The 15699-nt window shown below is 58.5% G+C and carries 13 protein-coding genes and 2 tRNA genes; all 15 read right to left on the bottom strand.

Annotated elements, in window-relative coordinates:
• Positions 1-140 (bottom strand): GTP-binding protein (locus BR71_RS23845; RefSeq protein WP_043641369.1); only part of this gene is annotated, 140 nt, incomplete at its 3' end.
• A 77-nt stretch (positions 141-217) separates the two neighbouring features.
• Positions 218-2314, bottom strand: a complete 2097-nt coding sequence (fusA, locus tag BR71_RS19330) for an elongation factor G (RefSeq protein WP_043594665.1) — start codon at positions 2312-2314, stop codon at positions 218-220.
• Between the two features lie 27 nt (positions 2315-2341).
• Positions 2342-2812: a 30S ribosomal protein S7 gene (gene rpsG, locus BR71_RS19325; RefSeq protein ID WP_043641366.1), complete on the bottom strand. Its 471-nt coding sequence runs from the start codon at positions 2810-2812 to the stop codon at positions 2342-2344.
• A gap of 109 nt (positions 2813-2921) precedes the next feature.
• On the bottom strand, positions 2922-3293 hold the full coding sequence (gene rpsL / locus BR71_RS19320) for a 30S ribosomal protein S12 (protein WP_019103491.1): 372 nt from the start codon (positions 3291-3293) through the stop codon (positions 2922-2924).
• Positions 3294-3501: 208 nt separating this feature from the next.
• The gene (rpoC, locus tag BR71_RS19315) at positions 3502-7698 is read right to left on the bottom strand and encodes a DNA-directed RNA polymerase subunit beta' (protein ID WP_043594667.1); all 4197 of its coding nucleotides are present in this window, start codon (positions 7696-7698) and stop codon (positions 3502-3504) included.
• A 54-nt stretch (positions 7699-7752) separates the two neighbouring features.
• On the bottom strand, positions 7753-11928 hold the full coding sequence (gene rpoB, locus BR71_RS19310; protein WP_039755755.1) for a DNA-directed RNA polymerase subunit beta: 4176 nt from the start codon (positions 11926-11928) through the stop codon (positions 7753-7755).
• Positions 11929-12086: 158 nt separating this feature from the next.
• Entirely contained in the window at positions 12087-12458 is a 372-nt protein-coding gene (gene rplL, locus BR71_RS19305; RefSeq protein WP_019102910.1) for a 50S ribosomal protein L7/L12, read from the bottom strand.
• Between the two features lie 36 nt (positions 12459-12494).
• Complete coding sequence (gene rplJ, locus BR71_RS19300) at positions 12495-12992, bottom strand: 50S ribosomal protein L10 (RefSeq protein ID WP_039755753.1); 498 nt, start codon at positions 12990-12992, stop codon at positions 12495-12497.
• A gap of 86 nt (positions 12993-13078) precedes the next feature.
• Positions 13079-13153 (bottom strand) — tRNA-Thr (locus BR71_RS19295).
• A 179-nt stretch (positions 13154-13332) separates the two neighbouring features.
• Positions 13333-14028, bottom strand: coding sequence for a 50S ribosomal protein L1 (rplA, locus tag BR71_RS19290; RefSeq protein WP_019100247.1), 696 nt, complete (start codon positions 14026-14028; stop codon positions 13333-13335).
• A complete protein-coding gene (rplK, locus tag BR71_RS19285; RefSeq protein WP_019100246.1) occupies positions 14028-14459 on the bottom strand; it encodes a 50S ribosomal protein L11 in 432 nt (143 codons plus the stop codon). Before rplK ends, rplA begins: the two co-directional genes overlap by 1 nt.
• A gap of 99 nt (positions 14460-14558) precedes the next feature.
• A complete protein-coding gene (gene nusG, locus BR71_RS19280) occupies positions 14559-15092 on the bottom strand; it encodes a transcription termination/antitermination protein NusG (protein WP_043594671.1) in 534 nt (177 codons plus the stop codon).
• On the bottom strand, positions 15092-15448 hold the full coding sequence (gene secE, locus BR71_RS19275; protein ID WP_019100014.1) for a preprotein translocase subunit SecE: 357 nt from the start codon (positions 15446-15448) through the stop codon (positions 15092-15094). The genes nusG and secE overlap by 1 nt, the downstream gene beginning before the upstream one ends.
• 69 nt (positions 15449-15517) lie before the next feature.
• Positions 15518-15593: transfer RNA gene (locus tag BR71_RS19270), tRNA-Trp, on the bottom strand.
• A gap of 11 nt (positions 15594-15604) precedes the next feature.
• The coding region (locus BR71_RS23840) for an EF-Tu C-terminal domain-related protein (protein WP_081816287.1) at positions 15605-15699 on the bottom strand (95 nt) is incomplete at its 5' end.

Here is a 15699-nt window from a genome sequence, read left to right as displayed (position 1 = left end):
TAGTCTTTGGCTTCGCCACCGAACTTCTTCGACAGAATAGTGGTGATAGCAGCGGTCAGAGTGGTTTTACCATGGTCCACGTGACCGATGGTGCCTACGTTTACGTGCGGTTTGGTCCGCTCAAACTTTTCTTTTGCCATTTTGCAAAAATCCTTAATTAAAGAACATTAGATCGGGACTGGCCAAGCCCTTACGGCTCGGCCAGCCTCAGCGCGCATTACTTGCGAGCGGCCATTACGGCGTCGGCAACATGCTTCGGAGCTTCGGAGTAGTGCTTGAACTCCATCGAGTAGGTCGCACGACCCTGGGTAGCGGAACGCAGGTCGGTCGAGTAACCGAACATCTCGGCCAGCGGTACTTCGGCCTTGATCTTCTTGCCACCCAAACCATCGTCGTCCATACCCTGAACGATGCCGCGACGACGGTTCAAGTCGCCCATCACATCGCCCATGTACTCTTCCGGAGTTTCCACTTCCACCGCCATCATCGGCTCGAGGATGCACGGACCGGCGCGGCGCATGGCTTCTTTGAATGCCAGGGAGCCAGCCAGTTCGAACGCGATCTGCGAGGAGTCGACGTCGTGGTAGGAACCGAAGGTCAGACGCACGGTAACGTCAACCACCGGGAAGCCGGCGAGAATACCGCTGGACAGGGTGTTCTGAATACCCTTGTCCACGGACGGGATGAATTCACGCGGAATCACGCCACCCTTGATCTCGTCGACAAACTTGTAGCCATTACCCTCGCCGGACGGCTCCAGGGTAATAACCGCGTGACCGTACTGACCCTTACCACCGGACTGCTTGACATGCTTGCCGTCAACATCGGTAACGGTTTTGGTAATGGTTTCACGGTACGCCACTTGCGGAGCGCCAACGTTGGCTTCAACGCCAAATTCGCGCTTCATGCGGTCAACCAGAATTTCCAGGTGCAGTTCGCCCATACCGGAAATAATGGTCTGGCCGGATTCTTCGTCGGTACGCACGCGGAACGACGGGTCTTCCTTGGCCAGGCGGTTCAGGGCAACGCCCATCTTCTCCTGGTCGGCCTTGGTTTTCGGCTCAACGGCAACGTGAATCACCGGCTCCGGGAACTCCATGCGCTCCAGGATGATGTTGGCGTTCAGGTCGCACAGGGTTTCACCCGTGGTTACTTCTTTCAGGCCGATGGCGGCGGCGATGTCGCCGGCACGCACTTCTTCCAGCTCGATACGATCGTTCGCCATCATCTGCACGATACGGCCGATACGCTCTTTCTTGCCCTTGATGGAGTTCAGCACGGTATCACCGGACTTAACCACACCAGAGTAGACGCGGAAGAAGGTCAGCTGACCGACGTACGGGTCATTCATCAGCTTGAACGCCAGAGCCGAGAACGGCTCATCGTCGGAAGCGTGACGTTCCGCCGGTTTGCCGTCGGTCTCACCAGCGATGGCCGGGATGTCGATCGGCGCCGGCAGCAGCTCAACCACGGCGTCCAGCATGCGCTGTACACCCTTGTTCTTGAACGCGGAGCCGCACAGCATCGGCTGGATTTCGCACTTCAGGGTACGCTCGCGCAGACCGGCGATGATTTCTTCCTCGGTCAGCGTCTCGCCGCCCAAGTACTTGTCCATCATTTCTTCGCTGGCTTCAGCCGCGGCTTCAACCATCTTCTCGCGCCATTCTTCGGCCACGGAAACCAGGTCGGCCGGGATCTCGCCGTATTCGAATTTCATGCCCTGGGAAGCTTCATCCCAGATAATGGCCTTCATTTTCAGCAGATCAACCACGCCGGTGAAGCCGTCTTCAGCGCCGATAGGCACTACGATGGGCACCGGGTTGCCGCGCAGGCGAGTTTTCACCTGTTCAACCGCACGGAAGAAGTTGGCGCCTTGACGGTCCATCTTGTTCACGAAGGCGATACGCGGAACTTTGTACTTGTTAGCCTGACGCCATACGGTTTCAGACTGGGGCTGAACGCCGCCCACCGCGCAGTACACCATCACCGCGCCGTCCAGCACACGCATGGAACGCTCTACCTCAATGGTAAAGTCCACGTGTCCCGGGGTGTCGATGATGTTGAAACGGTGCTCGGGGAACTGCATCCCCATACCCTTCCAGAAGGTGGTCACAGCAGCGGAGGTGATGGTAATGCCACGCTCCTGCTCTTGCTCCATCCAGTCGGTGGTGGCAGCGCCGTCATGAACCTCGCCCAGCTTGTGGTTCACACCGGTGTAAAACAGAATACGCTCGGTAGTGGTCGTCTTACCGGCGTCAATGTGAGCGGAGATACCGATGTTACGGTAACGCTCAATGGGGGTTTTCCTTGCCACGATCTACACCTTAAATAGTGGGTCTGCTTAGAAGCGGAAGTGCGAGAAGGCTTTGTTGGCTTCTGCCATGCGGTGCACTTCGTCACGCTTCTTCATCGCGCCGCCACGGCCTTCGGCCGCGTCGAGCAATTCACCAGCCAGGCGCAGGTCCATGGACTTTTCGCCGCGCTTGCGCGCAGCGTCGCGCAGCCAACGCATGGCCAGAGCCATACGACGCGACGGACGTACTTCAACAGGAACTTGATAGTTGGCACCGCCTACACGGCGGCTTTTTACTTCAACAACCGGCTTGGCGTTGGCCAGAGCGATGTTGAATACTTCCAGGGCATTCTTGCCGGATTTCTTTTCGATCTGCTCCAAAGCACCGTAAATGATGCGCTCTGCAACGGATTTCTTGCCATCGATCATGACTACGTTCATGAACTTGGACAGGTCCTGGGAACCGAACTTCGGATCCGGCAGGATTTCGCGCTTGGGGACTTCTCTGCGACGTGGCATGTTACTTCCTTAGATTATTCAGTTGAGCTTTGGCTCATGACTACCCAATGGAGCAGTCACTTACTAGACGACCCTGAGTGTTGATCAGGCCGCCTTGAGAGCACCCCAATTACTTAGGACGCTTGGCGCCGTATTTGGAACGAGCCTGTTTACGGTCTTTAACACCTGCGGTGTCGAGGGAGCCGCGAACGGTGTGGTAGCGAACACCCGGCAAGTCTTTTACACGACCGCCGCGGAGCAGCACTACGGAGTGTTCCTGCAGGTTGTGGCCTTCACCACCGATGTAGGAAATCACTTCGAAACCGTTGGTCAGACGAACCTTGCACACTTTACGCAGAGCCGAGTTCGGCTTCTTCGGAGTGGTGGTGTAGACACGGGTGCACACGCCACGCTTCTGCGGGCAGGCTTCCAGCGCAGGCACCTTGCTCTTCGCCTTGATGGCGACGCGGCCTTTGCGAACGAGTTGGTTAATGGTTGGCATTACTATCAGTTCCTAGTTGAAGCTCTCCAACGGCAACACGCCGCCAGAAAGGACGGAGGATTATATTTTAGTCAACGTCCCACCGTCAATGAAAACAACGCCGCCCTATCACCTTAACCGTTGATAGGGCAGCGTTTTTTCAACACTTTGCGTCAGGGCCGTCCGCAGGCGGGCAATTCCGCCTCTTTCCGGCCAAGACGACTAAGCGTTATTCGTTGCTGTCGAGCGCATCCGCCGGAGCGATATCGAAGAACTGGGCTTCGGCCGCTTCCAAGGTGTGCTGCGTCGAACCGCGACGGGTGCGATGGTAAGCCAGACCGGTACCCGCCGGGATCAGACGACCGACAATCACGTTTTCCTTCAGGCCGCGCAGGTCGTCCTTCTTGCCCATGATGGCCGCTTCGGTCAGCACGCGAGTGGTTTCCTGGAAGGAAGCCGCGGAGATGAACGAGTCGGTGGACAAGGACGCCTTCGTGATACCCAGCAGCACGTTTTCGTACTGCGCAGGCTCTTTGCCTTCCGCCAGCATCTTGTCGTTCATTTCCAGCGCGTCGGCGCGCTCCACCTGTTCGCCCTGGATGAAGTCGGTATCGCCGCTGTCGGAGATGATCACGCGACGCAGCATCTGGCGAATGATCACCTCGATGTGCTTGTCGTTGATCTTCACGCCCTGCAGACGATAAACCTCCTGCACCTCTTGAACGATGTAGCGGGCCAGCGCCTCGATGCCCTGCAGACGCAGGATGTCGTGCGGGTCCACCGGACCGTCGACGATGGATTCGCCGCGATTCACCACTTGACCGTCGTGCACCAGCACGTGCTTGTCTTTCGGGATCAGGTTTTCGTAACCGTTGCCTTCCAGATCGGTGATGATCAGACGCTGCTTGCCCTTCGTGTCCTTGCCGAAGGAGATCGTACCAGTCACTTCCGCCAGCATGCCGGCGTCTTTCGGCGAGCGCGCTTCAAACAGCTCGGCCACGCGCGGCAGACCACCGGTAATATCGCGGGTCTTGGACGATTCCTGCGGGATGCGGGCCAGCACTTCGCCCTTGCCCACTTCCTGACCGTCGCGCACCGTAATAATGGCGCCCACCTGGAAGGTGATCGATACCGAGGCTTCGGAACCGGCCAGCTTCACTTCGTTGCCGTTGTCGTCCAGCAGCTTCACCAACGGACGCAGCATCTTGGACTGCGAACCGGCGCGGCGCTTCGGATCGATCACGACCAGCGTCGACAGACCCGTTACTTCGTCGGTCTGCTTGGCAACGGTGTTGCCCTCTTCCACGTTCTCGAACTTCACGCGGCCCGCGTACTCGGTGATGATCGGACGGGTATGCGGATCCCAAGTGGCCAGCACGGCGCCAGCCTTGATCTGCAGACCGTCAGTCACCATCAGCGTCGCGCCGTACGGCACTTTGTGACGCTCGCGCTCGCGGCCCATATCATCGTGAATCACCACTTCGCCGGAGCGGGTGATGACGATGAGTTCGCCCTTGGTGTTCGCCACGTAGCGCATCTGGCTGGAGAAGCGCACGGTGCCGTTGGACTTGCCCTCTACCTGGCTAGCGGCGGCGTTACGAGAAGCCGCGCCACCGATGTGGAAGGTACGCATGGTCAGCTGGGTGCCCGGTTCGCCAATGGACTGGGCGGCGATCACGCCGATGGCTTCGCCGGCGTTGACGCGCTTGCCGCGCGCCAGGTCGCGACCATAGCACTTGGCGCACAGACCGTAGCGGGTGTCGCAAGTGATGGCGGTACGCACCTTCACTTCGTCGATGCCCAGGCTGTCGACTACGTCCACCAGATGCTCGTCCAGCAAAGAACCGGCTTCGATCACGGTTTCACCGGTAGACGGATCCACCAGATCGATCGCGGCCACGCGGCCCAGGATGCGGTCGCGCAACGGTTCGATCACGTCGCCGCCCTGCAGCACGGCCTTCATGGTGAAGCCGTTGCTGGTGCCGCAATCGTCCTCGATCACCACCAAATCCTGGGTCACGTCGACCAGACGACGAGTCAGGTAACCGGAGTTCGCGGTCTTCAAGGCGGTATCCGCCAGACCCTTACGCGCACCGTGGGTGGAAATAAAGTACTGCAATACGGTCAGGCCTTCGCGGAAGTTCGCGGTAATCGGCGTTTCGATAATCGAGCCGTCCGGCTTGGCCATCAAACCCCGCATACCGGCCAGCTGCTTGATCTGGGCTGCGGAACCCCGCGCGCCCGAGTCGGCCATCATGTAAATGGAGTTGAAGGACTCTTGATCGACTTCCTTGCCTTCGCGGTCCAGGACCTTCTGCTTGGACAGCTCGTCCATCATCGCCTTGGCGATCTTGTCGCCGGTACGGCCCCAGATGTCCACTACCTTGTTGTAGCGTTCGCCCTGGGTCACCAGACCTTGACGATACTGCTCTTCAATCTCTTTGACTTCCTTCTGCGCGTCGGCGAGCAGATCGACCTTCTTGGCCGGGATCTGCATATCGTCCACGCAAATGGAGATGCCGCCGCGGGTGGAGTAGGCAAAACCGGTGTACATCAACTGGTCGGCGAAGATCACCGTGTCGCGGATGCCGCAACGACGGAACGAAACGTTGATCAGTTTCGAGATTTCTTTCTTCTTCAGCGCCTTGTTGATGTGCTCGAACGGCAAGCCTTTCGGCAGGATGTCGGACAAAATAGCGCGGCCCACGGTGGTGTCGTAACGCTTGATCACCGGCTGGAACTCGCCCTGCTCGTCTTTTTCCCACTCGCGCAGACGCACGGTGATGCGCGTCGCCAGCTCAACCTGACGGGTTTCGTAGGCGCGATGCACTTCCTTGGTGTCCGCAAACACCATGCCCTCACCCTTGCCGTTCACCTTGTCGCGGGTCATGTAGTACAGACCCAATACGATATCTTGCGACGGCACGATGATCGGATCGCCGTTGGCCGGGGACAGCACGTTGTTGGTGGCCAGCATCAGAGTGCGGGCTTCCATCTGCGCTTCCAGCGACAGCGGCACGTGAACAGCCATCTGGTCACCGTCGAAGTCGGCGTTGAACGCCGCGCAGACCAGCGGATGCAGCTGGATGGCCTTGCCTTCGATCAGCACCGGCTCGAACGCCTGAATGCCCAAACGGTGCAGCGTAGGCGCACGGTTCAGCAGAACCGGATGTTCGCGGATCACGTCTTCCAGGATGTCCCAGACTTCCGGCACTTCCTGCTCTACCAGCTTCTTGGCCGCCTTGATGGTGGATGCCAGACCCATCACTTCCAACTTGTGGAAGATGAAGGGCTTGAACAGTTCCAGCGCCATCTTCTTAGGCAGGCCGCACTGATGCAGACGCAGAGTCGGGCCCACGGTAATCACGGAACGACCGGAGTAGTCCACGCGCTTACCCAGCAAGTTCTGACGGAAACGACCGCCCTTGCCCTTGATCATGTCGGCCAGCGATTTCAGCGGACGCTTGTTGGCACCGGTCATCGCCTTACCGCGACGGCCGTTGTCCAGCAGCGAGTCAACCGATTCCTGCAGCATGCGCTTCTCGTTGCGCACGATGATATCCGGCGCGCGCAGTTCCAGCAGGCGCTTCAGGCGGTTGTTCCGGTTGATCACGCGGCGGTACAGATCGTTCAGATCGGAAGTCGCGAAGCGACCGCCGTCCAACGGCACCAGCGGACGGAGTTCCGGCGGCAGCACCGGCAGCACTTCCAGAATCATCCACTCCGGCTTCATGCCGGAACGCTGGAAGGCCTCCAGCACTTTCAGGCGCTTGGAGATCTTCTTGATCTTGGTGTCGGAGCTGGTGGCCTTGAGCTCGGCGCGCAGGGTCTCGATCTCGCTGTCCAGGTTCAGCTTCTTCAGCAATTCCTTGACGGCTTCGGCGCCCATCATGGCGACGAACTCTTCACCGTACTGGTCTTCCTTGTCCAGGAAGTCCTCTTCGGTCAGCAGCTGACGATATTGCAGCGGGGTCATGCCCGGATCGGTCACCACGAACGCTTCAAAGTACAGCACGCGCTCGATGTCGCGCAGCGTCATGTCCAGCACCATGCCCAGACGCGACGGCAGCGACTTCAGGAACCAGATGTGCGCGGTCGGGCTGGCCAACTCGATGTGGCCCATGCGCTCGCGACGCACCTTGGACAAGGTGACTTCCACGCCGCACTTCTCGCAGATCACGCCGCGATGCTTCAGGCGCTTGTACTTGCCGCACAAGCATTCATAGTCCTTCACCGGGCCGAAGATGCGCGCGCAGAACAGGCCGTCGCGTTCCGGTTTGAAGGTACGATAGTTGATGGTTTCAGGCTTTTTTACTTCACCATAAGACCAGGAACGGATCTTGTCAGGCGAGGCGATGCCGATCTTAATCGCATCAAACTCTTCTTCTTGCGTAACTTGCTTAAAGAGGTCGAGCAGAGCTTTCATTGCGTCTCCAGTCAGGGGACAGGCGCGGCGGTTTGCCGCGCCCATTCAACCCAATCAATAACGTTCCAGGTCCATGTCGAGGCCGAGCGAACGGATTTCCTTCACCAGCACGTTGAAGGATTCCGGCATGCCGGCATCGATCTTGTGCTCGCCCTTCACGATGTTCTCGTACACCTTGGTACGACCGGTCACATCGTCCGACTTCACGGTCAGCATTTCCTGCAGAGTGTAGGCGGCGCCGTAAGCTTCCAGCGCCCACACCTCCATCTCACCGAAACGCTGGCCGCCGAACTGGGCCTTACCGCCTAGCGGCTGCTGGGTCACCAGCGAGTACGGGCCGGTGGAACGCGCGTGCATCTTGTCGTCGACCAGGTGATGCAGCTTCAGGTAGTGCATCACGCCCACGGTGACCTTGCGGTCGAAAGCTTCGCCGGAGCGGCCATCGTACAAGGTCATCTGAGTCTTGGACTCATTAAAGCCCATTTTCTGGGTCAGCGGGTCGTCTTCCGGATAGGCCAGATCCAGCATGTGCTTGATCTCGGTCTCCTTGGCGCCGTCGAATACCGGCGTGGCGAACGGCATGCCCTTGCGCAGGTTGTCCGCCAGGGACAGGACCTCGTCCTCGCTCAGCGAAGCGATGTCTTCGGCCTTGCCGGCTTCGTTGTAGATGCGCTCCAGGTAGCCACGGATCTCGGCGGCGGACTGCTGCTCCTTGACCATGCGGTCAATGCGCTCGCCAATACCCTTGGCGGCCCAGCCCAGATGCACTTCCAGGATCTGACCGATGTTCATACGCGACGGTACGCCCAGCGGGTTCAGCACGATGTCGACCGGACGACCGTCGCCCATGTACGGCATGTCTTCGATCGGCAGAATGCGCGACACCACACCCTTGTTACCGTGGCGGCCGGCCATCTTGTCGCCCGCCTGCAGGCGGCGCTTAACGGCCAGATATACCTTGACCATCTTTTGCACGCCCGGCGGCAGTTCATCGCCCTGGGTCAGCTTGCGCTTTTTGTCTTCGAACTTGAGATCGAATTCTTCGCGCTTCTGCGCCAGGCTTTCCTTGATCAGCTCCAGCTGCTTGGCGATGTCTTCATCCGACATGCGGATGTCGAACCAATCATGCTTGGACGGCAGGTCGGCCAGGTATTCCTGATCGATCACAGTGCCCTTCATCAGGCGCTTCGGACCGCCGTTGGCAACCTTGCCCACGATCAAACGCTCAATACGGCTGAAGGCGTCGTTGTCGAAAATACGCAGCTGGTCGTTCAGGTCCAGACGATAGCGCTTCAGTTCCGAATCAATGATGGACTGAGCGCGCTTGTCGCGCTCGATGCCTTCGCGGGTGAACACCTGAACGTCGATCACCGTGCCCACGGTGCCGGTCGGCACGCGCAGCGAGGTGTCCTTCACGTCGGAAGCCTTCTCGCCGAAAATCGCGCGCAGCAGCTTCTCTTCCGGCGTCAGCTGGGTTTCGCCCTTAGGCGTCACCTTGCCCACCAGCACGTCGCCCGCCTCAACTTCGGCGCCGATGTACACAATGCCGGATTCATCCAGACGGCCGGCCATGCGCTCGGACAGGTTCGGGATGTCGCGGGTAATTTCCTCAGGTCCCAGCTTGGTGTCGCGGGCAACCACGGACAGTTCTTCGATATGGATCGAGGTGTAGCGGTCTTCGGCGACCAGCTTCTCCGAGATCAGGATCGAGTCCTCGTAGTTGTAACCGTTCCACGGCATGAAGGCGATGGTCATGTTCTGACCCAGCGCCAGCTCGCCCAGGTCGGTGGAGGCGCCGTCGGCCACCACGTCGCCGCGCGCGATGCGGTCGCCCACTTTCACGATCGGACGCTGGTTGATGTTGGTGTTCTGGTTGGAACGGGTGAACTTGGTCAGATTGTAGATATCCACACCCACTTCGCCCGCGGTCGCTTCCTCGTCATTGACGCGAATCACCACACGGCCGGCATCGACATAGTCGACCACGCCGCCGCGACGCGCCACGACGGTGGTGCCGGAGTCTACCGCCACCGAGCGCTCGATACCGGTGCCCACCAGAGCTTTTTCCGGACGCAGGCAAGGCACGGCCTGGCGTTGCATGTTGGCGCCCATCAATGCGCGGTTGGCGTCATCGTGCTCCAGGAACGGAATCAGCGAGGCGGCAACGGACACCACCTGGCCAGTGGCCACGTCCATGTACTGTACGCGGTCCGGGGTCGCCAGAATGGTTTCACCCTTTTCGCGGCAGGTCACCAGCTCGTCGATCAGCTTGCCCTCTTCGCTCAGCTCGGCGTTGGCCTGAGCAATCACGTAGCGGCCTTCTTCGATCGCAGACAGGTAATCGATCTCGTTGGTGACCTTGCTGTCCACCACTTTGCGGTACGGCGTTTCCAGGAAGCCGAACTCGTTGGTGCGCGCAAACACGGACAGCGAGTTGATCAGACCAATGTTCGGGCCTTCCGGCGTTTCGATCGGGCATACACGGCCATAGTGGGTCGGATGCACGTCTCGCACTTCGAAGCCGGCGCGTTCGCGGGTCAAACCGCCCGGGCCCAGGGCCGATACGCGGCGCTTGTGGGTGATCTCGGACAGCGGGTTGGTCTGATCCATGAACTGGGACAGCTGCGAGGAACCAAAGAATTCCTTGATCGCGGCGGATACCGGCTTGGCATTGATCAGGTCATGCGGCATCAGGTTGTCGGATTCCGCCTGGTTCAGGCGCTCCTTGACCGCGCGTTCGACGCGCACCAGACCGGCACGGAATTGGTTCTCGGCCAATTCGCCCACCGAACGCACGCGACGGTTGCCCAAGTGATCGATGTCGTCCACTTCACCGCGGCCATTGCGCAGCTCGGTGAGGATGGCGATCACGGAAACGATGTCTTCAGTCGACAGCGTACCTTCCATCACATCGCGACGGCCGGCGAACTTCTCGCCGATCAGGACCTTGAACCACTCCGGAGTCTTGTCGTCGAACTTGTACTGATAAGTGCGCGAGCTGAACTTCATGCGGCCCACGCGCGACAGGTCGTAGGTTTCTTCGCTGAAGAACAGGCGCTGGAACAACGCTTCCACCGCGTCTTCAGTCGGCGGTTCGCCCGGGCGCATCATGCGGTAGATCGCCACGCGAGCTTGCAGCTGGTCCTGAATATCGTCGGCGCGCAGGGTCTGCGAGATATAAGAACCCTGGTCCAGGTCATTGGTGAACAGCACTTCCACCTGCTGGATGTCCGCCAGCGCTAGCTTGGCCAGCACTTCCTCGGTGATCTCGTCGTTGGCGCGCGCAATCAGTTCACCGGTATCGGTATTGGCGACATTGTGCGCCAGCACCTTGCCCAGCAACGCGTCGGCCGGCACTTCGATGCGATCCAGCTCAGCAGTCTGGATGTCGCGGATGTGCTTGGCGGTGATGCGCTTGTCCTTGGCCACGATCAGCTTGCCATCGGCGGCAACGATGTCGAACTTGGCCACTTCACCCTTCAGACGATCCGGCACCACGCGCATGAACACGCCGCCTTTGGTCAGATAGAAGGTGTCGAAGCTGTAGAACTCGGACAGGATTTCTTCGTTGGTGTAACCCAGCGCCTTCAGCAGAATGGTCACCGGCATCTTGCGGCGACGGTCAATACGGAAGTACAGCAGGTCTTTCGGATCAAACTCGAAGTCCAGCCAGGAACCGCGGTAAGGAATCACGCGGGCGGAGAACAGCAGCTTGCCGGAGGAATGAGTCTTGCCGCGGTCGTGCTCGAAGAAAACGCCCGGGGAACGGTGCAACTGAGAAACGATGACGCGCTCGGTACCGTTGATGATGAACGAACCATTGGTCGTCATCAGCGGAATCTCGCCCATGTACACTTCGTTCTCGCGCACTTCCTTCACTACAGGCTTGGAAGACTCTTTATCGAAAATGGTCAGGCGGATGCGCGCGCGCAGCGGAGCGGCGTAAGTGATGCCGCGCAGCTGGCACTCCTGCACGTCGAACGGCGGCTCGCCCAAGATGTAATGAGCGAAATCCAGACGCGCGTAGCCATTGTGGCTGATGATCGGATAGATCGATTTGAACGCAGCCTGAAGGCCCACATCCCTACGCTGGTCAAGCGGCACACCCAACTGGAGAAATTCGGTGTAGGAATCAATCTGGGTCGCCAACAGGAATGGGACATCGAGAACACTGGCACGCTTCGCAAAACTTTTACGAATACGCTTCTTCTCAGTAAACGAATAACTCATAGAGTCTCCATCGAGGTGGGGTGGCGCAAGCAAGAAACCAAAAGTCAGCAGCCACGCTCAATAATTGCTGGCTTTTACCTTCTTCGTTTCGGCCAACTACAAGCGCAATAAGGCTGGCGGATTACTCCGCCAGCCTCACCCTCTTTTTTCAAAGAAGATTATTTGATTTCAGCCTTAGCACCGGCTTCGGTCAGCTGTTTCAGGATGTCGTCGGCTTCAGCCTTCGCCACGCCTTCTTTCAGGGCTTTCGGAGCGCCGTCAACCAGGTCTTTGGCTTCTTTCAGGCCCAGACCGGTGATTGCGCGCACAACCTTGATCACGCCAACTTTGTTGTCGCCAGCGCCAGTCAGGATAACGTCAAACTCGGTTTTTTCTTCAGCGGCAGCAGCGCCGGCGCCAGCCGGGCCAGCAACAGCAACAGCAGCGGCGGAAACGCCGAACTTCTCTTCGAACGCCTTAACCAGGTCGTTCAGTTCCATCACGGTCAGACCAGCAACGGCCTCGAGGATGTCTTCTTTGGTGATTGCCATGTGAAAATCTCCTGAATTCTATAAGAATCAAATAAGTTAAGCGGCTTCGGCTTGCTTCTTGTCGGACAGGGCGGCCAGCGCGCGGGCGAAGCCAGCGACCGGAGCCTGCATAACGTAGAGAAGCTTGGACAGCAGTTCTTCGCGGCTCGGGATGGACGCAAGCTCAGCAACCTGAGCGGCGTTCAGCACCTGGCCATCGTAGGAACCTGCCTTGACGATGATTTTGTCGTCAGCCTTGGCATATTGATGCAGCACCTTGGCAGCAGCTACCGGGTCGGCGGAAACAGCGTAAACCAGCGGGCCGACCATTTGGTCAGCCAGACCGGCAAACGGAGTGCCTTCCACAGCACGGCGCACCAGCGTGTTCTTCAGAACGCGCAGGTATACGCCATTCTCGCGCGCCTGAGCGCGGAGTTTGGTCATGCTGCTTACCTCGATGCCCCGATATTCAGCGATAACGAGGGTCTGAGCGTCTGCCAGCGTGGCAGATACTTCAGCTACGACCGCCTTTTTATCTTCGATATTGAGACTCAAGGTCTACCTCCTAGACTGAAATGAAGCGAAAGGATTTTCGCTTCGCTTTGCAGCGGCGACCTACATCAGGAGACATCATAAAGAACTGGTGCTCATGGGCGGAATTGAACCGCCGACCTCTCCCTTACCAAGGGAGTGCTCTACCCCTGAGCTACATGAGCTTGAACTTTGTTCAGAAGCCTGTTTCGGGTACACCATCTGCGTAGGTTGCGGACTCCCATACAAGCAAATCTGCGATTAAGCCTTGCGGCGCCTACGGTCTTTGACAACCTGACAAGCAAGCTTGCCAGCCCAAAGCCTTGGCGAGACGGCGAACCGTCCCGCCATACTCAAACAGCGATTAAGCGCTGATCGAGTTGGTATCTACACGAGCGCCGACACCCATGGTGCTGGATACGGCGATCTTTTTCAGATACACGCCCTTGGAAGCTGCCGGCTTGGCTTTCACCAAGGCATCAACCAGAGCGGAGAAGTTTTCACGCAGAGCTTCGGCTTCGAAGGAAGCGCGACCGATGGTGGCGTGAACGATACCGGCCTTGTCGGTACGGTATTGAACCTGACCGGCTTTGGCGTTTTTCACGGCCTCGGCTACGTTCGGGGTCACGGTGCCAACCTTCGGGTTCGGCATCAGGCCGCGCGGGCCCAGGATCTGACCCAGCTGACCCACAACGCGCATGGCGTCCGGGGAGGCGATCACGATGTCGAAATCCAGGTTACCGGCTTTAACCTGCTCGGCCAGGTCGTCGAAACCAACGACTTCGGCGCCAGCGGCTTTAGCGGCTTCAGCGTTCGCGCCTTGGGCGAACACGGCAACACGTACCGACTTGCCGGTGCCGCGCGGCAGAACCACGGAGCCACGAACCACTTGGTCGGATTTGCGCGGGTCCACGCCCAAGTTTACGGCGATGTCGATAGACTCGTCGAACTTGGCGGTGGCGGCGGCTTTCACCAGGGAAATCGCTTCGTCGATTGCGTACAGCTTATTGCGATCAACGCTAGCCTTCAGAGCTTGCAAGCGCTTGGAAACCTTAGCCATTACACGCCCTCCACTTCCAGACCCATCGAACGGGCGGAGCCGGCGATGGTGCGAACAGCGGCGTCAAGATCGGCAGCGGTCAGGTCCGGCTGCTTGGTCTTGGCGATTTCTTCCAGCTGAGCGCGAGTCACTTTACCCACCTTGTCCACATGCGCCTTAGCGGAGCCGGACTTGATGCCAGCAGCCTTCTTCAGAAGGATGGTGGCCGGCGGGGTCTTCATGATGAAGGTGAAAGACTTGTCCGCGAATGCGGTAATCACCACAGGAATCGGCAGACCCGGCTCAACGCCTTGAGTCGCGGCGTTGAACGCCTTGCAGAATTCCATGATGTTCAAACCACGCTGACCCAGAGCCGGGCCGATCGGCGGCGACGGATTGGCTTTACCAGCGGGCACTTGCAGCTTGATATAGCCGACAATTTTCTTTGCCACGATTAAACTCCTAGTTTGGGTATAACGCGAGCGTCAACTCGCTTCCCGACGAAAGCGCAACAGTATACACGCCTAAAAAACACTTGCCAAGAGGCAGGCTTACAACTTTTCAACCTGACTGAATTCGAGCTCAACAGGGGTGTCGCGACCAAAAATCTGCACCGACACTCGCAGCTTGTTGCGCTCGTAGTTCACCTCATCGACGGAACCATTGAAGTCATTGAACGGGCCGTCGATGACGCGCACTTTCTCACCCACCTCAAACAGAACTTTCGGCTTCGGCTTCTCCACACCCTCTTGCATCTGTTGCATGATGGCCTCGACTTCCTTCTTGGAAATCGGCGCGGGGCGATTGGCGGTACCGCCAACAAAGCCGGTCACCTTCGGAGTGCTCTTAACCAGATGCCAGGTATCGTCGGTCATTTCCATCTCAACCAACACATAACCTGGGAAAAACTTGCGCTCGGTAATGGAGCGTCGACCGTTCTTCACGTCAACAACTTCCTCTACCGGCACCAGAATCTGGCCAAACTGATCGGCGACGTCAGAACGCTCAATGCGCTCGCGCAGCGCCTTTTGCACGCTCTTTTCAAAGCCCGAGTAAGCGTGAACCACATACCAGCGCATTGCCATTATTTACCTCGACCAAGAATCACATCATAAAACAACCAAGACAGACTGGAGTCCACCAACCACATGAACAAGGCCAGCACCAGCACGAAAACAAACACCATGCCGGTCATCTGCATCGCCTCTTTGCGAGTCGGCCACACCACCTTGCGCGCCTCAACCAGAGACTCATTGGCGTAAGAGACAAAACTCTTCCCCGGCTGCGACAACCAGATCGCGCCAACCGCCAGAACCACACCGGCCACAAACGAAAGCGCGCGCAAAATACCCTGATCCGCCGGAATCATGTAAAAGCCGACGATACCAGCCGCCACCAGCAAACCGGCCAGCGCCAGCTTGATTTTATCTTGCATTTCCATGTCGATATCTTCTCAATGCGCGTATGCGACAAAAGACCAACCGGCGCACAAGCGCCGGCTGGTCTTAATTGGCAGGCCAGGAGGGTCTCGAACCCCCAACCCTCGGTTTTGGAGACCGATACTCTACCAATTGAGCTACTGGCCTTTAAACTTTAATTAAGCGATGATCTTGGCAACAACGCCGGCGCCGACGGTACGGCCGCCTTCGCGGATGGCGAAACGCAGACCTTCTTCCATGGCGATCGGAGCGA

Origin of the sequence: Chromobacterium haemolyticum DSM 19808 (genome assembly GCF_000711885.1) — a bacterium.
GTDB lineage: Bacteria > Pseudomonadota > Gammaproteobacteria > Burkholderiales > Chromobacteriaceae > Chromobacterium > Chromobacterium haemolyticum.
The sequence above is the reverse complement of the archived record's forward strand: the minus strand, read 5'-3'. Positions and strand labels throughout refer to the sequence as shown.

Excerpts from the sequence above, each read along its gene's own strand:
- rpsL (WP_019103491.1), bottom strand. The coding sequence starts at position 3,293 with ATGCCAACCATTAACCAACTCGTTCGCAAAGGCCGCGTCGCCATCAAG.
- rplL (WP_019102910.1), bottom strand. The coding sequence starts at position 12,458 with ATGGCAATCACCAAAGAAGACATCCTCGAGGCCGTTGCTGGTCTGACC.
- rpoC (WP_043594667.1), bottom strand. The coding sequence starts at position 7,698 with ATGAAAGCTCTGCTCGACCTCTTTAAGCAAGTTACGCAAGAAGAAGAG.
- rplA (WP_019100247.1), bottom strand. The coding sequence starts at position 14,028 with ATGGCTAAGGTTTCCAAGCGCTTGCAAGCTCTGAAGGCTAGCGTTGAT.
- rpoB (WP_039755755.1), bottom strand. The coding sequence starts at position 11,928 with ATGAGTTATTCGTTTACTGAGAAGAAGCGTATTCGTAAAAGTTTTGCG.
- rpsG (WP_043641366.1), bottom strand. The coding sequence starts at position 2,812 with ATGCCACGTCGCAGAGAAGTCCCCAAGCGCGAAATCCTGCCGGATCCG.
- nusG (WP_043594671.1), bottom strand. The coding sequence starts at position 15,092 with ATGGCAATGCGCTGGTATGTGGTTCACGCTTACTCGGGCTTTGAAAAG.
- secE (WP_019100014.1), bottom strand. The coding sequence starts at position 15,448 with ATGGAAATGCAAGATAAAATCAAGCTGGCGCTGGCCGGTTTGCTGGTG.